The sequence below is a fragment of the Paenibacillus sp. JCM 9796 genome (assembly GCF_055379675.1).
This window is the reverse complement of the sequence record NZ_AP043723.1, coordinates 930,560-951,567: the sequence shown is the minus strand read 5'-3', so window position 1 is coordinate 951,567 and position 21,008 is coordinate 930,560. Positions and strand designations below refer to the sequence as shown.

General features: G+C 46.3%; 21 protein-coding genes. 20 read left to right on the top strand and 1 reads right to left on the bottom strand.

What is annotated here, in order from left to right; translation table 11 throughout:
- The first annotated feature begins 20 nt into the window (after positions 1-20).
- From ACZ439_RS04610 to ACZ439_RS04515, 20 genes are all read left to right on the top strand, one after another.
- Positions 21-695 carry an alpha/beta hydrolase gene (locus tag ACZ439_RS04610; protein ID WP_054800099.1) on the top strand — a complete coding sequence of 225 codons (675 nt, stop codon included), beginning with the start codon at positions 21-23 and terminating at the stop codon, positions 693-695.
- A 13-nt stretch (positions 696-708) separates the two neighbouring features.
- A complete protein-coding gene (locus tag ACZ439_RS04605; RefSeq protein ID WP_307720703.1) occupies positions 709-1,533 on the top strand; it encodes an alpha/beta fold hydrolase in 825 nt (274 codons plus the stop codon).
- Between the two features lie 43 nt (positions 1,534-1,576).
- Positions 1,577-2,560: a catechol 2,3-dioxygenase gene (locus ACZ439_RS04600; RefSeq protein WP_464620687.1), complete on the top strand. Its 984-nt coding sequence runs from the start codon at positions 1,577-1,579 to the stop codon at positions 2,558-2,560.
- A gap of 291 nt (positions 2,561-2,851) precedes the next feature.
- Positions 2,852-4,330 carry an aldehyde dehydrogenase family protein gene (locus ACZ439_RS04595; RefSeq protein ID WP_054800100.1) on the top strand — a complete coding sequence of 493 codons (1,479 nt, stop codon included), beginning with the start codon at positions 2,852-2,854 and terminating at the stop codon, positions 4,328-4,330.
- 305 nt (positions 4,331-4,635) lie between these two features.
- The gene (locus ACZ439_RS04590) at positions 4,636-5,595 is read left to right on the top strand and encodes a catechol 2,3-dioxygenase (protein ID WP_464620686.1); all 960 of its coding nucleotides are present in this window, start codon (positions 4,636-4,638) and stop codon (positions 5,593-5,595) included.
- A gap of 40 nt (positions 5,596-5,635) precedes the next feature.
- Positions 5,636-6,367 carry a PIG-L deacetylase family protein gene (locus tag ACZ439_RS04585; RefSeq protein ID WP_174817587.1) on the top strand — a complete coding sequence of 244 codons (732 nt, stop codon included), beginning with the start codon at positions 5,636-5,638 and terminating at the stop codon, positions 6,365-6,367.
- Positions 6,367-7,065 (top strand): 4-carboxy-4-hydroxy-2-oxoadipate aldolase/oxaloacetate decarboxylase, encoded by a 699-nt coding sequence (locus tag ACZ439_RS04580; RefSeq protein ID WP_464621108.1) that lies wholly within the window; start codon positions 6,367-6,369, stop codon positions 7,063-7,065. The genes ACZ439_RS04585 and ACZ439_RS04580 overlap by 1 nt, the downstream gene beginning before the upstream one ends.
- A gap of 426 nt (positions 7,066-7,491) precedes the next feature.
- Positions 7,492-8,133: a GntR family transcriptional regulator gene (locus ACZ439_RS04575; RefSeq protein ID WP_127608333.1), complete on the top strand. Its 642-nt coding sequence runs from the start codon at positions 7,492-7,494 to the stop codon at positions 8,131-8,133.
- A 277-nt stretch (positions 8,134-8,410) separates the two neighbouring features.
- Positions 8,411-9,310 (top strand): DUF1932 domain-containing protein, encoded by a 900-nt coding sequence (locus ACZ439_RS04570; RefSeq protein WP_464620685.1) that lies wholly within the window; start codon positions 8,411-8,413, stop codon positions 9,308-9,310.
- Between the two features lie 211 nt (positions 9,311-9,521).
- Positions 9,522-10,085 carry an alkyl hydroperoxide reductase subunit C gene (gene ahpC, locus ACZ439_RS04565; protein WP_054799352.1) on the top strand — a complete coding sequence of 188 codons (564 nt, stop codon included), beginning with the start codon at positions 9,522-9,524 and terminating at the stop codon, positions 10,083-10,085.
- Between the two features lie 12 nt (positions 10,086-10,097).
- A complete protein-coding gene (gene ahpF, locus ACZ439_RS04560; RefSeq protein WP_464620684.1) occupies positions 10,098-11,627 on the top strand; it encodes an alkyl hydroperoxide reductase subunit F in 1,530 nt (509 codons plus the stop codon).
- A gap of 252 nt (positions 11,628-11,879) precedes the next feature.
- Positions 11,880-13,154: a hypothetical protein gene (locus ACZ439_RS04555; RefSeq protein ID WP_464620683.1), complete on the top strand. Its 1,275-nt coding sequence runs from the start codon at positions 11,880-11,882 to the stop codon at positions 13,152-13,154.
- 72 nt (positions 13,155-13,226) lie between these two features.
- On the top strand, positions 13,227-13,955 hold the full coding sequence (locus ACZ439_RS04550; protein ID WP_464620682.1) for an ABC transporter ATP-binding protein: 729 nt from the start codon (positions 13,227-13,229) through the stop codon (positions 13,953-13,955).
- Positions 13,942-14,694 carry an ABC transporter permease gene (locus ACZ439_RS04545; RefSeq protein ID WP_464620681.1) on the top strand — a complete coding sequence of 251 codons (753 nt, stop codon included), beginning with the start codon at positions 13,942-13,944 and terminating at the stop codon, positions 14,692-14,694. Before ACZ439_RS04550 ends, ACZ439_RS04545 begins: the two co-directional genes overlap by 14 nt.
- A gap of 13 nt (positions 14,695-14,707) precedes the next feature.
- Complete coding sequence (locus ACZ439_RS04540) at positions 14,708-16,141, top strand: sensor histidine kinase (RefSeq protein ID WP_464620680.1); 1,434 nt, start codon at positions 14,708-14,710, stop codon at positions 16,139-16,141.
- 17 nt (positions 16,142-16,158) lie between these two features.
- Entirely contained in the window at positions 16,159-16,854 is a 696-nt protein-coding gene (locus ACZ439_RS04535; protein ID WP_054798517.1) for a response regulator transcription factor, read from the top strand.
- A 434-nt stretch (positions 16,855-17,288) separates the two neighbouring features.
- On the top strand, positions 17,289-18,653 hold the full coding sequence (locus ACZ439_RS04530) for an ISNCY family transposase (RefSeq protein ID WP_074730150.1): 1,365 nt from the start codon (positions 17,289-17,291) through the stop codon (positions 18,651-18,653).
- 274 nt (positions 18,654-18,927) lie between these two features.
- On the top strand, positions 18,928-19,152 hold the full coding sequence (locus ACZ439_RS04525) for a hypothetical protein (RefSeq protein WP_054796606.1): 225 nt from the start codon (positions 18,928-18,930) through the stop codon (positions 19,150-19,152).
- Positions 19,153-19,646: 494 nt separating this feature from the next.
- Positions 19,647-20,327 (top strand): LuxR C-terminal-related transcriptional regulator, encoded by a 681-nt coding sequence (locus ACZ439_RS04520; protein ID WP_464620679.1) that lies wholly within the window; start codon positions 19,647-19,649, stop codon positions 20,325-20,327.
- Between the two features lie 293 nt (positions 20,328-20,620).
- Positions 20,621-20,758, top strand: coding sequence for a hypothetical protein (locus tag ACZ439_RS04515; RefSeq protein WP_155615124.1), 138 nt, complete (start codon positions 20,621-20,623; stop codon positions 20,756-20,758).
- A 16-nt stretch (positions 20,759-20,774) separates the two neighbouring features.
- On the opposite strand, the gene ACZ439_RS04510 is transcribed toward ACZ439_RS04515, so the two are convergent.
- A complete protein-coding gene (locus ACZ439_RS04510; RefSeq protein ID WP_054796608.1) occupies positions 20,775-20,969 on the bottom strand; it encodes a hypothetical protein in 195 nt (64 codons plus the stop codon).
- Positions 20,970-21,008: the final 39 nt, after the last annotated feature.

The following is a 21,008-nucleotide window of genomic DNA, read 5'->3' as shown; positions in this document are numbered from 1 at the left end:
AAACAAGGGGAGGAGTGTTCATGCAAAGTCCGTTTGCCTATAGAATTCATATACCACCGGCAATCGCCCCCGATCAGCGTTATCCTGTCATTTTCGCTTTGCACGGCATCGGGTACAGCGAACAAGACATCCTTTCTGTTGTGGCCGATTTAGAAGAAGAATTTATTCTGATTGCTGTGCGCGGGCATCTTTCTTATAACCAGGGCTATGCCTATTATACGCTCAAAGAATATGGAAAACCGGACAGGGATACATTCGATGAAAGCCTGGAAATGCTTCAAGTATTCATGGAGTATGCCACAAACAAATATCCCGTCTCTGCTGATAACCGATATTTGTTGGGCTTTAGTCAGGGAGCCATTCTCAGCATGTCACTAGCCTTATTATTAGGTAACTCGATAAAAGGGATTGTGGCGATGAATGGATATATTCCGGCGTTTGTAAAAGATGAGTTTGAAGTAAAATCCATCGATCGGCTGTCCATCTTTCTGTCGGACGGGGAATTTGACGACATTTTCCCGGTGAGCATAGGTAAAGAAAATTACGTATATTTAAACAGCCGTGCAAAGTCGGTCTGCTACAAGACTTATCCGGCGGGACATGAAATATGTGAAGAAAATGGGCGGGATATCGTGGCATGGTTGCGAAATGATTCGGCATATTTACAGCAGCGGTCAAAATCAATATACGGATAGGGAGATAACGCACATGGCAGAGACCGGTTTAACCGAAAAAATCGGTAATTATGATGTCCACTACCACGAAGCCGGGCACGGCGAGCCGCTTCTTTTCATTCACGGATCAGGACCGGGTGTATCCGCATGGGCAAATTGGCGGCAGGTGTTTCCCGTTTTATCGGATAAATACCGTCTGTATGCACCTGACCTTCTCGGCTTCGGCGAGTCGGAAAAACCGAAATTGATGCCATACGGTGTTGATGTTTGGGTTCAGCAGCTTATAGCATTTATCGAAACAAAAGAGATCGGGCCATTATCGATCATTGGCAATTCGCTTGGTGGTGCAATCGCCCTGCATTTGGCGGTGCAGAGACCTGATTTGGTCAAAAAGCTCGTGTTAATGGGAAGCGCGGGCATTCATTTCCCGTTAACCGAAGGGCTTGATCAGGTCTGGGGCTATGTACCAAGTTTCGATAACATGAAAAAGCTTGTTGAGTTATTTGCCTTCGATCCTCATTTTTCCAATAATGAAGATCTCGTTCAAATGCGCTACCAGGCGACATTAAACAAAGAGAATCAAGCGGCTTTCGCCTCGATGTTTCCGGCTCCGCGGCAGCGTCATGTGGACGCACTTGCCTTAAGTGAGCAGCAATTGAGGAGTATCGACATTCCTGTGCTGCTGCTCCACGGGCGTGAAGACCGGATAATCCCGATCCGGGAAACAAGCTGGAAGTTGTTTCATCTGCTGCCGAAGGCAGAGCTTCATACGTTTTCGAATTGCGGACATTGGACTCAAATCGAAAAGAAAGAGCAGTTCTGCGACGTTGTTCACTATTTTTTAGCAAGCAAATCCTAGATGTTACCCATGTTTTTCATACCATATTCAGGAGGTTATACCCATGGAAAAAGAACCGATTTTTGATGTGGCGCAGCTGGCGCACGTAGAAATTTTCACACCGAAGCCGGATGAAACGCTGTGGTTTTTTAAAGACCTGCTGGGGATGCAGGAGTCCGGCCGACAAGGTCAGTCGGTTTATTTGAGAGCGTATGAAGATTTCTATCATCATACGTTGAAGGTCACCGAGGCGAAGGAACCGGGACTGGGCCATGTCGCTTGGCGGACGACTTCCCCGCAGGCCTTGGATCGGCGTGTAAAAGCGATTAAGGATACGGGACTTGGCACCAGGTGGTTTGAAGGGGAAAACGGCCACGGCGCGGCTTACCAGTTCCGGACGCCGGACGGCCACCGCATGGAGCTGCTTTGGGAAGTGGACTATTATCAGGCGCCGGAGGATCAGCGTACGCCTTTGCTGAACCGTCCGCAGAAGCGTCCGACGACCGGTGTCCCGGTCCGCCGGCTGGACCACGTCAATTTGATGGCAAGCGATTTGAAGCCGAATGTCGATTTCATGATGAACAACCTCGGGTTCAATCTGCGCGAGCATATCAGGCTGAAGAACGGAAACGATGCCGCCGCATGGATGAGCGTCAGCCCGCTTGTGCATGAAATTGCGATGATGGGCGATCCGCTCGGCGGAAAGGCGCGCATGCATCATATTTGCTACTGGTACGGATACCCGCAGCACCTTTCCGACATTTCCGATATTTTGGTGGAGAACAACATTCGAATCGATGCGGGGCCCGGCAAGCATGGCGTGAGCCAAGCGTACTTCCTGTATGTTTTCGAGCCCGGGGGCAACCGCGTAGAGCTGTTCGGGGACGCCGGATATCTTATTTTTGACCCGGCCTGGAAGCCAATCATGTGGCAGGAAGAGGATTTGGAGAAGGGGATTATCTGGTACGGCTCTCAGCTTCCTCAAGAATTTTTCATGTACGGTACGCCTATCATCGATACTATTCAAACAACTGCCAAGACAGGCTGAGGCCATTTATTGATGAGTGTGGATTTATAGGAATACTTCATCATTGTTAGCGGAATTCGTAGGATGAATAAAAAGTCAAAAAGCGGCTCTCAACGTTGATCATAAGTTGAGAGCTGCTTTGCGCTGCTGCAGGTTCTGCTTTACGCCCTTCTCCCCTGGTTCAATAATTTTGTTCTCATAAAAATTAAACATAATTGTTTGACAATATTTCGCATTTTCGGTAAGATATTGAATATACATCTTGAAAGCGCTATCAATTTATCATTCCATAAGGAAAGAGGGTAACTTGCTATGGCAAATGAGCCTGTTGTTGTTCATGCCCTAATCAATGGCCGGCAGCTAGTAACGGAAAAGCGGTATGGACGCGAGAATCCGGCAAATCCGAGTGAGATCGTCGGCTACGGCCCGGTCAACACACGGGAAGACGCCGTGCTTGCGATAGATGCTGCGGCAGCGGCATTCTCTGCCTGGGCAGCGACGCCTATTGATGAGCGTATCCAGCGGATGCAGCGAGCGATCGAGAAACTGAAAGCTGCCGCACCCGAATTAACGGAGCTGCTCTCCCGTGAGCATGGTAAGCCGCTTTATGATGCGCAGGGCGAGATTGTAGTTTCAACGATGTGGATGGAGTATGCATGCAGCCGTGTTAAGGATGTCATTCAAGATGAAGTACAAGAGCATGATCACGGCAGGACGATTATTTCCCATGATCCGATGGGGGTGGTGACGGCGATTTTTCCCTGGAATTACCCGATCTCGCTTTCTACCATCAAAATTGCTCCGGCCGTACTTACCGGCAACACCATGGTGCTAAAGCCGAGTCCATATGCTCCGCTTGCGGTGAGCAAGGCCATTGAATTAATCGCAGCCGAATTCCCGCCTGGCGTAATCAACATGGTTCATGGCGAGGCGGATGTAGGCGTCGAACTAACTTCCAATCCTAAGATCGCTAAAATCGCCTTCACGGGAGGCACGAATACAGCGAAGCACATCATGAAATCGGCTGCGGATACGATTAAGCATTTGACATTGGAACTGGGAGGCAACGATGCCGCCATCTTCCTTCCTGAATTTGATGTGAACGATGAAAGGGCAATGCGCCGTCTCGTTATCTCTAATTTTCTCAACGGCGGCCAGATTTGCATGATTGCGAAACGCGTGTATGTTCATCGTTCGATTTACGACAAATTTGTTGAGAAGTATATCGAAGCCGCTAATAAATGGATTCGGGTAGGAAGTCCCTTTAATCCGGAGGTTACAATCGGTCCTGTGAACAACGCTGCTCAGCTGAAGTATGTAAAAGAACTGATTGAGGATGCGAAGAGCCGTGGCGCCAAAGTCATCCCACTAGGACGGGTGCTGGAGCCGGAGTTGTTTGAACAGGGCTATTTCATGCAGCCCACATTGGTGCTGGATGTGGATGATAACGCTCCGATTGTGGCGGAAGAACAGTTCGGACCGGCGGTGCCCATTATGCCGTACGATGATGAAGAACAGGTTATCTCGCTCGTGAATAACAGTATTTATGGTTTAACCAGCTCCGTTTGGGGAGAGGAAGAGCACGCGGTACGCGTGGCGCGCCGTATTGAAGCCGGTACTACCATGATTAACACGGCGGCCATCATGGGGCTTGATGTACGTTTCCCGTTCGGCGGCGTGAAACAATCCGGGGTAGGCCGGGAATATGGAATCGATGGGCTTCTCGCTTATGTGGAAAAGCATGTCATCAACGTACCGACATTTCTCGATCTGCCGTATATTCCGGAGTGAATGCGGCTGCGCAAATATTTCCGTGGGACTACCGAACAACCATTGGTTTGAAAATTACATAGCCGGTTTGCGTGCATGAAATCGCTAACTTGGCACCCATAGGAAATATAGAACAGTCTAAAACGATTCATCGTTTTAGACTGTTTTGCATGTACTGAGGATAGAGCGGATTAATTTAATTTCCCTGTGCTGTGAAGGTTACTTTAAACATTCATGTTGACACAGGATGAAAAACAAATTAAACTAAACTTGTATACATAATTGTAAAACAATCTTGCATTCATTTTTTTGGGAGGAGAAATCTGATGGATACTTTTAACGAACAGGTCAGAGATATTGCGCATCTGGGGCATGTTGAACTGCTGACGCCGAAGCCAAATGAAAGCGTTGCCTTTTTCACGAATATTCTGGGTATGCAGGAAGTGGCACGTGAGGGGCAATCTGTATTTCTTCGCGGATTCGGGAATTATGAGTCTTATTGTATGAAATTGACCGAGTCCAAGGAACCGGGGATCGGACATACCGCGATACGCACGACATCGCCGCAAGCGCTGGAACGGCGTGCGGCGGCCATCGACAAAAGCGGTTATGGCATCGGTTGGAGTGAAGGCGACTTCGGTCATGGGAAGTCCTACCAATTTCGCGATCCCGACGGGCATGCTATGGAGCTTTACTTTGAAACGGAAAAGTATAAAGCGCCTGAACATTTACGCCCCATCCTGAAGAACCAGCCGCAAAAATATACCGGCAACGGGGTAGGCGTCCGCCAGCTGGATCACATCAATTATCTGGCACAGAAAGTCGAGCCGACGAGCAAGTTCCTGCAGAATCATTTGGGTATGAAAGTAAGCGAGCAGATTGTGCTCGACAGCGGGGAGCATGCCGGTTCATGGCTGTATTCGGGGCAGAAATCTTATGAGCTGGTTTACACGGTTGATTCCACGAACAGCCGGGGAAGACTCCACCATCTTGCCTTTCTCGTCGATACGCGGGAAGAAATCTTACGGGCCGCAGACATTTATATCGACAATGACATCTATATCGAAGGCGGACCCGCAAAGCATGCGATTCAGCAAACCTTCTTCCTGTACTGCTATGAGCCGGGCGGAAACCGAATTGAGGTCTGTACCGGAGGCTATTTCATTTATGCGCCGGATGCGGAGACCATCACCTGGAGCCAGGCAGAACGCGCCAGAGGGCAGGCTTGGCTGACGCCTACGATCTCCACATTCCATACATACGGCACACCGGTAGTGGACAAATAGTACGGACCCAACCATGTAATCAGCCAAGGAGGGATAGACTATGATTGACAGCAATACGAATTTATTAGTTGTAAGCGCTCACGCCGCCGACTTTGTATGGCGGGGAGGCGGCACCATTGCGAAGTACGTCAAGCATGGCGCCCATGTATCCCTCGTCATTTTGAGTTATGGGATCCGGGGGGAATCCAACGATCTTTGGAACATCGAAGGGCAAACCTATGACAATGTGAAGAAAATACGCAGAAGCGAGATTGAGGAAGCCGCACAGGCTTTGGGAATAACCGATATGGAGTACTGGGACTATCAGGATTACCATATGCAATTGGGCGAAGAGCGGATGGAGCGGCTCGTACGCAAGATTAGGGAAGTGAGGCCGCACGACATTCTGACGCACGGATTCAAAGACGCCTTCAATCCGGATCATGAAACGGTGGGTAAATTCGTTTTTGATGCGAGCGTATTGTCAACCTCAAACGGCGTTAGAATCGACGGAACGGCAACGGCTAAACAATCACGTATATTCGGCTTCGAGCCGCATCAATCGGAAATTAGTGACTTTAAACCTGAACTTATCCTTGATATTACGGAAACCTATGAACAAAAATTAGCTGCGATGGAAGCTTTTAAAGCGCAAAAACATTTGCATGATTACTATGATGCAAAAGCCAGGCTGAGAGGCAACCATGCACGCCGGGTATCGGGAAACAACCAGTATAAATATGCCGAGGCTTTCAGCCGGTTCTTTCCTTATGTGGGAGGAGAATTTGTGTGATGAACAAGTACGTCGTCAAAAATATCAAGCGGCCGGATGAGCAACTTATAGCAGAATATTCGAAGCTGGATGTTTCTACCGTTCACGAAGCTCAGGGGAAGACAGGCCTTTTGAGCCGGGAGATCAAGTCGATATCAAGCGGGGCCGCAATTTGCGGCCCGGCGGTAACGGCTGTTTGTTATGCTGGGGACAACTTGATGATCCACGCCGCCATTGAAGTGTGCAGGCCCGGCGATATTCTTGTCATCAGCACCATTGGTGAAAATGCCATCGGAATGATCGGTGAGCTGATCGTCATGGCGTTAATGAAACGCGGCGTAAAAGGCGTCATCACAGAATCCGGAATTCGCGATGCGGCTCAAATCAGGGAGCTCGGGTTTCCGATCTGGACGAAAGCGATTCACTCACAGGGCGCGGTGAAAACCCGGGGCGGATGGGTAAATGCTCCGGCGGTATGTGGCGGCGCCGCGGTGAATCCGGGGGATCTTATGATGGCGGATGATGACGGTATCTTGGTTGTGAAGCGTGACGACATACGATCTACGCTGGAAGCGTCTAAACAGAGAATGCGGAAAGAGGAAGGCACGAAAGAAAAAATTGCAAGAGGAGAGCTTAGCCTCGATTTTTATCAGCTGCGGGAAGTTTTGCAGCGGGAAAATGTCCATTATTATGAGGACGAAGATCAAGTGAAGGCATAAGCGCATACAGCACCGGAATTGTAACGGGAATCGGTCTTCATTCGAATGTGAATAAGATGATAAGGGTGAATAAAACAATGTCGACTTATGTGTTGATTCATGGTGCTTGGCATGGAATCGCCATGTAAAAAAGTTTTCACAATAGACACCGATCATTCTCCATTTTATTCGGCACCTGAGGAGCTGGCCTCCATTCTGCTGTCCGTCCAAGAATAGTTAGCCGCAGAGAAGGAAGTGGTTGTGGAAATAGTCCGAAATATAAAGGATTTTCGACTGTTTCCACAAATCATTGAAAGGTATTTATTCTTTTTTTATGCATGAAAGGAACTACATTTGTTGACTTTTTTCAACAAAACCAGTATATTTTTTGTAAATCAAAATTGTAGTACGATTTTGATTTAATACTTTTGTATCGTGGGGTTAATTATGAGCGCACAAATGGAAACCGCATATGTATATATAAAAGAAAGAATTTTAAACAATACCTATAAACCTTCTCAAAAGCTGACTGAAATTCAACTTGCTGATGAAATAGGCGTGAGCAGAAATACAATAAAAAAAGCGTTGTTAAAACTCGAACAGGAAAATTTGGTGGAGATGGAGGAAAATAAAGGGGCAACCATTAAATCCTTCACATTGGAGGAAATTTTAAATTATCTGGAAATTAGAGAAGCTTTGGAAGTTCTCACTATAAAATCGGCCATCCATCAGATGAGCGATGCGGATATCAAGGAACTGGGTCAAATTTTGAAGGATATGGAAATACAAGTTCAAAACGGCAACTTTACTCAATACTCGGCCCTGAATAAACAGTTTCACAATATTATTTATAAGTCCTCAAAAAACATACAATCAGTAGAACTGATTAATCTGATCAAAACTCAATTGTCAAGAGTGGATATTCGTTCCGTTTTGGTCCCAGGAAGAAATCAACAGTCGCTCGAAGAGCATACAAGAATATTTCAAGCACTAAAAAATCGCGATGAGAAAGAAGCGGAAGAAGCGATGAGGGCACATATCTCGAATGTACGTCGTACCATACGGGACAATCATTTGATTTTATTGTGAAAGGCCCTCCCTATTTTCGGTATTAATCCATTCCGCGGGAATGTGAATAAGGAATTTCTTTCAGAAAACAAATAAGACGTGAAAATGAAATTTGGTCTGGGTAGGCGAAACTTTCAGTCACGTCTGTTTTTGTTTGTTTTTTTACGCTCTGACGGTAAGCCGTTGGTTACGGGGTGAAAATGGAAGCGCTAATTTAGTGGATTTTGAACGGGAAAAAAACATGGGCAATCAACTGATAACGACCGTCTATATACTAAACAACGAGGTGTAATGAATCATGGGTGTGCCGAGAATTGGCTTTATCGGTTTCGGAGAAGCGGCGTTTCATATCAGCAGCGGACTATGGTCGGAAGGAATTGAACAAATAGTTGCCTTTGATGCGATGTTGGAGGATTTAGCCTACGGTCCGCTCATCAAAGAACGCGCACAAGCTGCGCATGTATCGTTAGTTTCATCGCTGCAGCAGCTTATAGAAAGCAGTGATGTCATCCTTTGTGCAACGAGTGCGAAATATGCGGTAAAAATTGCAGAAGATGCCGCTAAATTTGTGAAGGATAACCAACTGTATGCGGATTTGAATTCGGCATCACCGACGGTTAAGAAGGAGATAGCCACGATAATAGGTGCTTCGGGCGCACCATTTGTGGATGCGGCAGTAATGGAAGCGGTGCCGCCCTATCGGCACAAAGTTCCGATTTCCGTGAGCGGCAACGGAGCTTCGCGGTTTGCGGATCTGATGGGCGCATGCGGAATGAACATAACTGTCATTAATGACAAGGCGGGAAGTTCTTCCGCAATGAAGATGGTCCGTAGTGTGTTTATGAAGGGGTTTACGGCGCTGTTGCTCGAAACACTTTCGGCGGCCCATAAATCCGGTGTTGAGCGGGAAATTATCCAATCCATCGGGGGGACTTTGAGTGATCGCTCCATAGAGGAGTTGGCTAACCTGCTCATAACTCGTACTGCCGTTCATGCGGAACGGAGAGTAGCGGAAATGGAGGAGGTCACGAACACTTTAAGGGAGCTGAATCTTGATTTTGCTATTTCCGCAGCGACCAAAATCAAGCTCCAGCATCTGGTGGATCTGGACTTAAAGCTGTACTTTAATGGGAATGCGCCTGAGCGGTATGAGCAGGTTCTTGAAGCGATAAATGAAATCTCACAAGTATCGAATTAATGGCGACGTCTGTATACGCTTAAAGAATTTACGAGAATCATGTGAGAGTCAGGGGGACGATTATATCGTATTTCTGATTCATCCATCATCTTCATGAAGGTTTCATTTTATTTTCATGGTTCCTTCATGAACATAATGGCTGACAGTGATATTATCTCTATAGCACTAAATACAACTAAAGATTTGATGTACATTTAGGAGGAAAAGGATTATGTCTCTAATTGGAACCGAAGTAAAACCGTTTAAAGCATCAGCGTATCAAAATGGTAAGTTTATCGAAGTTACAGAAGCCGATCTAAAAGGGAAGTGGAGTGTAGTTTGCTTTTATCCTGCAGACTTTACATTCGTTTGCCCAACCGAGCTGGAGGATCTTCAAAACCAATACGAGACTCTAAAGGGACTCGGGGTTGAAGTGTATTCCGTTTCAACCGATACCCATTTTACACATAAGGCATGGCACGACAGCTCAGAAACGATTGGTAAAATTACCTACGTTATGATCGGAGATCCTTCACATACGATTTCCCGCAACTTCGATGTGCTGATCGAGTCAGAGGGTCTGGCTGATCGCGGGACTTTTATCATCGATCCGGACGGTATCATCCAAACCGTTGAAATCAACGCTGGCGGCATCGGTCGCGATGCAAGCATTCTTGTTAGCAAGGTCAAGGCAGCACAGTATGTTCGAAACAACCCGGGCGAGGTTTGCCCAGCTAAATGGCAGGAAGGTGCTGAAACACTTAAGCCAAGCCTTGAACTCGTAGGAAAGATTTAAGGGGCTCAAAATATGATACTAGACGCGGATATCAAGGCACAATTAAACCAATACCTTCAGCTCATGGAAGGCGACGTGCTAATCAAAGTTAGCGCAGAGTCCGATGCGGTATCTACTAACATGCTGGCCTTAGTGGATGAAATATCCAGCATGTCGTCCAGAATTACGGTAGAAAAAACAAAATTACCGAGAACGCCGAGCTTTAGTGTGAATCGTGTGGGCGAAGATACTGGGGTAACTTTTGCCGGTATTCCTCTGGGACACGAATTTACTTCATTGGTGTTAGCTCTGCTGCAGGTTAGTGGACGAGCTCCGAAGGTTGAACAGAACGTAATTGACCAGATTAAAAACATCAGCGGTGAATATCATTTTGAATCTTATATCAGCCTGAGCTGCCACAACTGTCCCGATGTTGTTCAGGCACTGAACTTGATGAGCATCCTCAATCCAGGCATTACGCATACCATGATTGACGGCGCGGCGTTTAAAGCAGAGGCAGAAAGCAAGAACATCATGGCCGTGCCATCTGTTTACCTCAATGGTGAATTCTTCGGTAGTGGTCGTATGACGCTTGAGGAAATTCTTGCCAAGATGGGGAATGCTCCGGATGCTTCAGATTTTGATAACAAGGATCCATACGATGTGCTTGTTGTCGGGGGCGGCCCAGCTGGTGCAAGTGCAGCGATCTATGCGGCACGTAAAGGCATTCGCACAGGCATTGTTGCGGAACGCTTCGGCGGTCAGGTCATGGATACCGTAGGTATAGAGAACTTTATTAGCGTTAAATATACCGAAGGTCCTAAGCTCGCAGCGAGTCTTGAAGAGCATGTGAAAGAGTACGGCATTGATGTAATGAAATTACAGCGCGCCAAGCGTTTGGAAAAAAGGGACTTCATCGAAGTTGAGCTCGAAAACGGTGCTGTTCTAAAGAGCAAGACCGTCATCCTTTCAACAGGTGCCCGTTGGCGCAATGTTGGCGTACCCGGCGAAGCGGAGTTCAAGAACAAAGGTGTAGCCTATTGCCCTCATTGTGATGGTCCTTTGTTTACAGGAAAACGCGTAGCGGTTATTGGCGGCGGTAACTCCGGTATTGAGGCGGCCATTGATCTTGCAGGTATTGTGGGCCATGTCACCGTTCTTGAGTTTATGCCGGAGCTGAAAGCTGATGCTGTATTACAAGATCGTCTTTACAGTCTGCCTAACGTAACGGTTCTAAAGAACGTTCAAACCAAAGAAATTACCGGTACTGACAAGGTAAACGGTATCTCCTACATTGAGCGCGATACAGGAGCGGTTCAGCATATTGAATTGGAGGGCGTGTTTGTTCAGATCGGTCTTGTACCCAATACCGATTGGTTAGGCGATACGGTCGAACGCAATCGCATCGGGGAGATCGTTGTAAATAGCCATGGCGCTACGAACGTACCTGGAGTGTTTGCTGCAGGTGACTGTACAAACAGTCCGTATAAGCAGATTATTATTTCTATGGGATCGGGTGCTAATGCAGCCTTAGGCGCATTCGATTATCTAATCCGTAATTAACCAGATTATTATATTACGTTAATATTATCCCCTTTAAGTAGACAGTAAAAGGAATGACATTTACTGTTGATCTTGGAGGGGATATTTATTATGGCTAGAATACGAGAAAGTTATGCAAGCACAGCCCTCGTTATTTTTGCACCGGCTTGAGTTTATAATTTGTTAATAGTTTATTTAGATAGATTCAATAAGCCCTGATTATAATGAAAGGGAAGGAAACGTTTCCCCAATATGAAATAAAGGAGATCCGAAATGAAACTCAGTAAAAAATCGATTAGCGTCCTCTCATTTACGATCGGAGCGTGTGTCTTTGTATCCACAGCCTTTGCCGATATGGCGCTTGGCTCAGGCTATGACCGGTTAAAGAATTCCGTAAAAAATACCTCCGCGCAGATGGAGAAGGGATTGAACAACTACACGGTCGAGGCGCTGTTCACGCTGAAGGATAACGATCAAACCTTCCTTCAGGCCTCCACCTTCAATAAAATCGATAATGAAAAGCAGGCATCTGAAAATTCTACTAAGACTCAATATTCAAATGGTGAAACGACAACCAATTACTCGTATTCCGATCAAAAGCTTTCGATTTGGAAAAGCGGAACGGACGACAAATATTATGTGACGGAATACCCCGACGATATAGACAGGGGGAGCGGGAACAGATTTGATAACCCTTTTAACGAGAAGGGGGCGCCAGAGGTCGAGAAGATCGTTGACGCATTGGTTGGCAATCTGAAAGACTATGTGCAGGTTGAAGAAAGGCCTGAGGGCGGACGAGTTTACTCGGGAAGCTTGTCTGAGGCGCAAGTGCCTGCCGTAGTAAATGCTGTCTCTTCCTTCGGTATAAAGCAGATGATTAGCGACCAAAGCCGCATGGATAGAAATTCGAAGCTGCCGGAAATTGATAGTGATATTTTTGTTAAAAAGGTATCGGGCACAGTCGTTGAAAACAAAGCGGGATTATTGGAAAATTTGACGGGTGATGTGATTCTCTCCGGGAAAGATAAAAGCGGAGTACAGCATGATTTATCGCTGAATGTGGTTCTCAAGCTTTCCGACATTGGAAATACGAAGATTACAAAGCCTGACCTGACAGGCGCAAACGTCGAGAAGGTAAGCCAGTCCGGCGGCTTTAGCAGTAAGTATGCGGGGAAATATAAAAATAACATCATTATCGAGAAAGACGGGAAATTCGTGAAAATCGGTGAGAGAATCCTTGAAATCACGAGCGTGGAAAATAATAAAGTGACCGGCAAGTATTACGAAACCGTGAAGCCCGGATTCGAAGCCGAATATCCTGACAAATATAACTTTACTTTTGAATATAATCCGAGCAATTCAAAGTCTATGTCTTTCTTTACTTATACAAATGCTAAAGGCGAGCAAGAAAACGGGCAGCTTCATCCGAGCGGCTCCGGAAAAATTCGTCTCGACCTGAACATCGAGATCTTGGACAATAACTCGTATAGATCCAACACCAGTCACCAACATTTCGATGGGGAATTTAGCCGCGTATTTGAAGATTAATCGAAAGGCTGTCCCTAAAGTGAACCTTCACTTTAGGGACAGCCATGTCATATTTATTGGGGGATGTTATCATTGACGAATAAAGCTATTGAAATCACCGGTTTAACCAAAGTATATAACAACGGCCGGGGAATCAGCGATTTGAATTTGGAAGTCGATCAAGGCGATATATTCGGTTTTTTGGGGCCAAATGGCGCAGGAAAGACGACCGCTATGAAAATGATGACGGGACTCCTGAAACCGGACCGCGGCGATGTGAAGATTTTTGGCGCCAGCATTTTAGAGGACTATGTTAATGCTATGAAGCATGTGGGCTGTATTATCGAGACAGCGGAGTCGTATCCTTATTTAACGGCAAACGAAAACCTGAAGCTGTTTGCCAGGTTTTATCCGCAGGTTGACCAGCAAAGAATTGACGAATGTCTTGAAATCACCGGCATGTTAAAATATAAACATGAAAAATCAAGAAAGTTCTCGCTTGGTATGAAACAAAGGCTTGGGGTAGCGGCAGCGATCCTGTCAAAGCCAAAGCTGTTAATATTGGACGAGCCATTGAACGGACTTGATGTCGAGGGTATGCTGGATATGCGGAAGATGATTAAACGGCTTGCCAAGGAAGAAGGCACGACGTTCTTTATTTCCAGTCACCTGATTCATGATGTGGAGCTTACCTGCACCAGAATCGGAGTGGTTTACGGCGGGAAGCTTGTCAATGTGGATTATACCCAAAATATCCTTTCCAATTATTCTTCGCTTGAAAATTATTTTGTTAGTGAGGTGGACCGGAATGGCAGGGTTTAAGGCTGCATTTATCAATGAAATCGTCAAGCTGTTGAAAAAGAAAAAAATGATAGCGGCCGCCATTTTGTCCATTCTTGCCGTTGTGATTGGACAAATTGCCGTAACGGCGATTAAGCATGGCCTTGGATTAAGAGTTGTAGGCAGCAACGAATTTCCTTTAGTGGTTCTATCGATGTTTACTTACACGATCCTGCCTCTATTTGCAACCTTTGTAGCCATCGATATGTTTAACGGCGAATTTTCGTCAAATACAATGAAAATAACGCTCACAAGGCCTGTTTCCAGATTCGGCGTATTTAGCGCGAAGGTTTTGAATTTAGCCTTGTTCATTTTTGCAAACCTGCTGTTTGTCATGATTCTTTCTTTACTGGCCGGGCTCATATTTAATCCTTCGTCCGCCAGCCTGATCGGTATCGTAAGGGTCGTTTTGTCATATGCCGCAACGTTTTTTCCTGTTTTTGTGTTTGCCCTTCTCGTTGTATTGCTATCCAATATACTTCGGGGAGGACTGGCGGTTTTTTTTCTCTCGATTATTGTTTTTATCGGGTTTAACTTTTTAGGCATCGTTTTTTCCAATTACTCGAGTTTTTTTATCACATCCATGTTTGACTGGTACACGCTCTGGATTTCGGAAACGGTCAATGGTTTTAAAATTTTCCGCCAGATCTTAATCATGTCGGGCTGTGGTATAATGTTATTTACAGCGGGTTATTATTTGTTTGACCGCAAGGATATATAGAAAGGTAATTCCAATGCAATTAACCAAACGCTTTTTTACGATGAATGCGCTCGCCGTGCTGGTTTCCATTGCATTAACCGTTTTGGCTGTCATTATATTTGTTGCCGCTTATACGAAAGTGGTTGGCCCGGAAGCGGATATCAACGATTTGAAAAGGATCTTTGAAGTCAGGTCGGGGATCGGTGAGATCAAGAGGGCAGCGCAGACACTCGAGTTCGAACAGCTGCTTGATAAACCCTATCAGCAGGAGCTGTCCGATCGGGTTAAGGCTTTGGGGGCTAATGCCGTTATTTTGAAAAACAGAGAAGTATTATATTCCACAAAAAAGTTTAATGAAATCGATATTGAAAAAAGCTTGATGCTATCCGACAATGCGCCTAATCTTGATACTTTAGAGCTGGATGGCAGAACCTTTATGTTTGCCAGAGCGGACTATAGCCTTCATTCGGGAGATGAGGGCGTTTTGCTGCTGCTTGCGCCGATCAAGCTGAAAACGGGCTTTTACCTGTTTCTTGGCATTTTTACGGTCAGCTTTTTTATCCTTTCTTTTTTGATCATGAACTTTTGGGTTTCCTACCGGTTCTCCCGCGGCATCATTACACCTATTTCCAGGCTGAGGGATGCCGCTGTTAAAATTAGTGAAGGCGATTTAAGCTGCGGGATTGCGGAGGAAGGCGAAGGAGAGGTCAGGGAACTGTGCAGGACGCTGGAGTTCATGAGGATTAAGCTGAAGGAGTCTATTTATCTGCAGCAGAAATACGATGAAAACAGAAAGTTTCTGGTATCCAGCATCTCTCACGACTTAAAGACCCCTGTTACTTCCATTAAAGGATATATCGAAGGCATTATCGACGGGGTAGCCAAAACACCGGAAAAAATGGAGGAATACCTGGAAACGGCACGATCAAAGGCGATTCTGGTGAACGCCATGATTGATGATCTTCTGTTGTACTCCAAGCTGGATTTGAACCAAATCCCTTATCATTTTGAGAAAACGAATCTGGAGCCATACTTCGAGGATTGCGTTTCTGACCATCGCTATGAATATGAAAAGGCGAATATAAAACTGGCGCTTATCAGTGAATTGAAGGAGACCGTCTATGTCTTAATCGATAGAGAAAGGTTAAAACGGGTCATTCAAAACATTCTTGACAACGCCAAGAAGTACATGGAAAAGGCTGACGGACAGGTTCATATTATATTAAGGGAAACCCGGACATCCGCTATAATAGAAATCAGGGACAATGGAAAAGGAATACCCGAGAACGACCTTCCCCATATTTTTGAGAGATTTTATCGTGCGGATCCGTCAAGAAAGAGTGCGGACGGCAGCGGCCTTGGGCTGGCTATTGCCAAACAAATTGTGGAAGGTCACGAAGGAAAAATATGGGTCAGAAGCTCAGTTGGGGAAGGAACCCGCATGATGATATCTCTGAAAAAGTTTTAGCATTTTTGGAGGTTAGGATGAAAAGGATACTGATTATTGAGGACGATCAAAGTATAGCAAATCTGCAAAAGGATTATCTTGAGCTGAGCGGCTTTTCAGTTAAGATCGTGAATAGCGGAACGGACGGTTTGAAAGTCCTTGAGGAGGAAGCGTTTGACCTTATTATTCTGGACATTATGCTGCCGGGGATGGACGGATTTGAGGTTTTGAAAACGATCCGCGAGAAGGAGGACATTCCCGTGCTTCTTGTATCGGCCAGGGCGGAGGAAATTTATAAAATTAACGGTTTCGGTCTCGGCGCGGATGACTATATTACAAAGCCTTTCAGCTCCGGTGAACTGGTGGCCCGGGTTAACGCTCATCTGAACAAGTTTGAGCGGATGAAAGAACGGTTTGGTAAGGTTGATGAGGTCAGCAAGATCCAGGTCAGGGGACTAGAGGTCCAAAAAGATTCCAGAAGGGTTTTTGTGAACGGGAAAGAGGTAACGATGGCTCATAAGGAATTTGACCTGCTTCTGTTTCTCTTGCAAAATGCCAATCGGGTATTCGGCAAGGAAGAGCTTTTTGAACGGATTTGGGGGATGGATGCGCTTGGTGATGCGTCTACGGTTACGGTACACATCGCCCGGATCAGGGAGAAAATCGAGGAGAACCCGTCCAAGCCTCAATATATAGGTACGGTCTGGGGATCCGGGTACAGGTTTATGGTTTGACAACGAATCTAAAGAGAGCCTGTCAGGTACGGTTTTCGCCTTGACAGGCGGCAGTGATTCTGAAATGTGAATGAATAATAATGAATAGCTGAATAATGAGATGCATTTGAAGAATCGTAAACGCTTTGCAAGGAATCTCTTGCAAAGGTTTTTTTATTGTGGCTGCATTTCGAAAAAGCTCATCTCAGCGACCTATCCTTTTTTGATAACGGGTATTTTATGTTTGCTCTACGAAAGTTGCTATTATTTATATATAATCTATTTAGTTACCCCTGAAAAAGTCGGGCTATTTTGACAAAATAAAAAGGAATTCGGCACCTCAAAATGGAAATTGTTATTGTCCAGATAACAATCCATCCATCCCCGAGGGAAGAATTCCTTTGTTTAAGGAGTTCAACGCAGAGCCTCGGGAATCCTTCCTTGAGGTGATGAAAATGTTGAAACTTCGTGACGAGCAAATAACGATGTGGGATGCGATTCTTCCGGAAGCTGTTAGAACGCTGCCGGCCGAACTTGCCATCATCGATCGCTTGCTGGACGACGAAAAATTTCTTCAACCATTCGCGAAGCTGCATCCGAAAGGCAAGAAGAGCGGTCGCCCTACGCTGGCGATCGAGAAGTACATCCGTCTTATGGTCTTGAAACACAAATATAATTTGGGCTACGAGTCGCTCGTGAAGGAAGTTGGCGACAGCATCACCTGGCGAATGTTCTGCCGTATTGCCATCGATGAGAAGATGCCGGATCCGTCCACGCTCATCTATGCCCGCAAACGCTACGGCGATAAAATCGCCCAGGACATCAACGCTGCGCTTATCAAACAGTGTGAAGAAAAAGCGATTCTGAAAACCCGTAAATTCCGTACAGACACGACTGTCGTGGAATCCGACATTCATCACCCGACAGATGCTACGCTATTGCAGGATGGTGTGAAGGTCATCACGCGAATGATTCAGAAAATCCGCAAGGTCGCTTCCCACGCCGTTCAAGGCTTTGAAGATCGTACGGCTGAAGTTAAAGAAAAGATTCTGTCCATCGCCAAAGTACTGCGGCGTCGCACACGGGAATCGTGGGAAGAAGTTGACAAGATTACGCAAAGCGTAATCGAAGTAACCGACAGCGTCGTAAAGGGTGCACAAAGCGTCGTAGAAAAACTGCAAGACAAGGGCAAAACGGCCGTTCAGCAAAGCAAAGCAAAACTGTCGGCGGCGGTCGAGCTTACCGGGAAACTGCTGGAACAAGCCAGACAGGTCGTCTCCGGCAATCGTATCATCGCCGATCGTATCGTCAGCTTCTTTGACCCCGAAGCCAGGCCGATCAAGAAGGGCAAGCTAGCCAAAGGCACGGAGTTCGGATACAAGGTGCGAATCGACGAGACGGAAAGCGGCTTCGTCACCGGTTACGCCGTCTATGAGGGAAATCCCTCTGATGACGAATTGCTTGTTCCCGCCATAGAAGCACATATCAAGCAGTTCGGCAAAGCACCGCAGGCCGTAGCCACCGACCGCGGCTTCTCAAGCAAGAAGAATGAAGCAGCCATTACTGAACTTGGTGTAAAGCGAGCCAGCTTGCCGCGAAAGGGCAAGAAAGGCATTGCCCGCACGGAGTACGAAAACGAAAAATGGTTTAAGGACTTGCAGCGTTACCGTGCAGCCGGAGAAGCGAAGATTAGTCTTCTCAAGCGCAAGTACGGTTTGAACCGCAGCAGGTACCGGGGCTTTGCTGGCTCAAAATGCTGGGTCGGCTTCGGAATCCTGACCCACAATCTGCAAAGAGCAGCAAAAATGCTTCAAAACTAAGGTAGAAATAGAAATCCGGGGGAACCGACATCCACAAAACCACTCGGCTCCCCGAGACCATTTTTAAAATTGGACTTTTTCAGGAGCAACTATTTAAGGATAAGAGCGGCAAAAAGGGGTATCGGGCGATGATTTTACCGACAAAGCTACACATTCCGTATTCACGACGTCATGTGCTTATGGAACGCCTACCGATCATGGAGATGCTGAATGAGGGATTGCATACGAAACTGACTTTCGTGACGGCCCCTGGGGGTACGGAAAGACAACAGCTTTGAGTCAGTGGGTACAGCAAAGCGAGATACCCGCCGCATGGGTTTCCCTGGATTCGCAAGATAATGATCTGTATCAGTTTTGGAGCTATATCATCGCGGCTTTTGACAGCAAGACTCCTTCTTTTGCCACGGCTATGGATCCGTATTTGTCTGCGCTGAAAACCGGAGCTGTTGAGCCTTTACTTGCAGCGATGATTCATGAGTTTAGCATCCGCGGCGAGTAATTGGCGATCAATTTAGACGATTATCACACGATTCATCTTTTTTCCATTCACGCATCGGTGGTGCGATTGCTTGAGAATGTGCCGGAGAATATCCATTTATATATAGCGAGTCGCATTCAATTGCCCTTCCCTGCGGCAGGTGGAACAGCGGTTTGCATCTTGCTGCGATATCGCTGCAAGGCAGTGACGATGTTCACGGATTTATTCATGCTTTCAATGGTGAGCATCGCATTATATCCGATTATCTTTTTCAGGAAGTGCTTCGCCATCAGTCTCAAGAGATTCAGTCTTTTCTCTTGGAAAGTATCCGGAACGTTTCAAACGATTGAATTTGCATGCGGCTAATTAGTTGGAGAAGCAAGGCTTTTTTGATGAGGCCGTGGAGCACTTTCTTATGGAGCAGCACTACGCCGAAACTTGAACAGATAAAGCCGAAGATCGATTCGCCGGCTAAGCATCTTTTTTTGAAAAAGTTGGAGAGGGAGAAAGCTTTTTTGTCACTCACTAAAGGGTCCCTGGAAGACGTGGACGCTTGGCTGCAAACTTGCGGCTATAAGCACACGGATACAGTTTCACTGCATCATGTCATAGAATATCTTCAGCTAGCCAAGGTGCTTACGGAATATGGGGCATATCCGGAAGCTTTGCAAATTCTGGAGAACTTATATCAGCTTGTCCATAACGAAAATCGACTTAGAGATAAAATTAGGGTGTTCATTCTGCAAAGCTTGGTCTTTCATCGAATGGGGGATGAAGGAAACGCCCTGATGAAGCTGGAAGCAGCCCTGGGACTGGCAGAACGTAGTGAATATCTTCGCAGTTTCGTGGACGCGGGAAATCATATGGCGGACTTGCTGTGTCGATATATCGAACATAGGCAAGACCATCATTCTAGCGTTGGATCATCCGAAGTCTCCTTGCTATACGTCAACAAAATACTTCAGTTGATGAATGAGACGAGCAAAGGAGGAGCTGTCTCCTGGTCACTGCTCACGAAACAGGAACTGAAAATTATAAGAATGCTGGAGAAAGGAATGTCCAATAAACAGATCGCCGAGCAGCTCCGGGTTACAGTCGAGACGGTGAAGAGTCATATGAAGAATATCAATAGAAAGCTTGGTGTAAACAGCAGGCTGCAAGCCCTGCAGCGGGGGAAGGAACTGAACTTGCTATAGAAGCATGTGTTCATCTCCCTCGGAGCACGGAAATTCCCCCCTCCTTCTCCCCCGCTTTGGGGATTTTTTTATGGGTAGAATAAGTCTATAGTATGAGTATGATAACCTGGTGTTCGGTCACTGGTGAAGATGAACAAAAGCGACCAGAGTGCGGATTCTTCAGAAAGACCATGATGACCGCGGAGGAATGGGAGGCCAACGGGGATCTGCGGAGTCCTTCCATAAAGGCAGTACGTAACAAGCTCGCTGAGCTGGTTACAACACCTCAAAAAATACTGAATAGGGGATAAATCATGAAGACATCTATCGATGTAACGAAAATTCTCTCTCAGCTGATAACGAACAGCAGCATGAAACAAGAAGCAGTCGATCAAATTGTGGATCGATTGAACCTTGGAAAAAAGCCCATGACAGCAAAGGATGGGGAGTGAACCCCCTGAAGGTGAATCATCGTATCTCACCGCTTGTTTTACTACATAGTAATTGGCGGCAGATCGTGTTGACGATCTGTTCTTTGTGGTTCAGCTGCTCCACTTGGTGCTCCCCGTGGGTGATGAAGAGGAAATCGCCGATTACGAAACTCACCGGGCCGAATATGGTAGTTACCCAGTATGCGATCATCTTCTTTGTTTCGTTTTTCATTGTCTAATCTCCTATGGAAAAATGGCTTTGGGTTTACTG

Coding starts and splice junctions, on each gene's coding strand:
- ACZ439_RS04610 (WP_054800099.1), top strand. CDS start 21: ATGCAAAGTCCGTTTGCCTATAGAATTCATATACCACCGGCAATCGCC.
- ACZ439_RS04605 (WP_307720703.1), top strand. CDS start 709: ATGGCAGAGACCGGTTTAACCGAAAAAATCGGTAATTATGATGTCCAC.
- ACZ439_RS04600 (WP_464620687.1), top strand. CDS start 1,577: ATGGAAAAAGAACCGATTTTTGATGTGGCGCAGCTGGCGCACGTAGAA.
- ACZ439_RS04595 (WP_054800100.1), top strand. CDS start 2,852: ATGGCAAATGAGCCTGTTGTTGTTCATGCCCTAATCAATGGCCGGCAG.
- ACZ439_RS04590 (WP_464620686.1), top strand. CDS start 4,636: ATGGATACTTTTAACGAACAGGTCAGAGATATTGCGCATCTGGGGCAT.
- ACZ439_RS04585 (WP_174817587.1), top strand. CDS start 5,636: ATGATTGACAGCAATACGAATTTATTAGTTGTAAGCGCTCACGCCGCC.
- ACZ439_RS04580 (WP_464621108.1), top strand. CDS start 6,367: ATGAACAAGTACGTCGTCAAAAATATCAAGCGGCCGGATGAGCAACTT.
- ACZ439_RS04575 (WP_127608333.1), top strand. CDS start 7,492: ATGAGCGCACAAATGGAAACCGCATATGTATATATAAAAGAAAGAATT.
- ACZ439_RS04570 (WP_464620685.1), top strand. CDS start 8,411: ATGGGTGTGCCGAGAATTGGCTTTATCGGTTTCGGAGAAGCGGCGTTT.
- ahpC (WP_054799352.1), top strand. CDS start 9,522: ATGTCTCTAATTGGAACCGAAGTAAAACCGTTTAAAGCATCAGCGTAT.
- ahpF (WP_464620684.1), top strand. CDS start 10,098: ATGATACTAGACGCGGATATCAAGGCACAATTAAACCAATACCTTCAG.
- ACZ439_RS04555 (WP_464620683.1), top strand. CDS start 11,880: ATGAAACTCAGTAAAAAATCGATTAGCGTCCTCTCATTTACGATCGGA.
- ACZ439_RS04545 (WP_464620681.1), top strand. CDS start 13,942: ATGGCAGGGTTTAAGGCTGCATTTATCAATGAAATCGTCAAGCTGTTG.
- ACZ439_RS04540 (WP_464620680.1), top strand. CDS start 14,708: ATGCAATTAACCAAACGCTTTTTTACGATGAATGCGCTCGCCGTGCTG.
- ACZ439_RS04535 (WP_054798517.1), top strand. CDS start 16,159: ATGAAAAGGATACTGATTATTGAGGACGATCAAAGTATAGCAAATCTG.
- ACZ439_RS04530 (WP_074730150.1), top strand. CDS start 17,289: ATGTTGAAACTTCGTGACGAGCAAATAACGATGTGGGATGCGATTCTT.
- ACZ439_RS04515 (WP_155615124.1), top strand. CDS start 20,621: ATGAAGACATCTATCGATGTAACGAAAATTCTCTCTCAGCTGATAACG.
- ACZ439_RS04510 (WP_054796608.1), bottom strand. CDS start 20,969: ATGAAAAACGAAACAAAGAAGATGATCGCATACTGGGTAACTACCATA.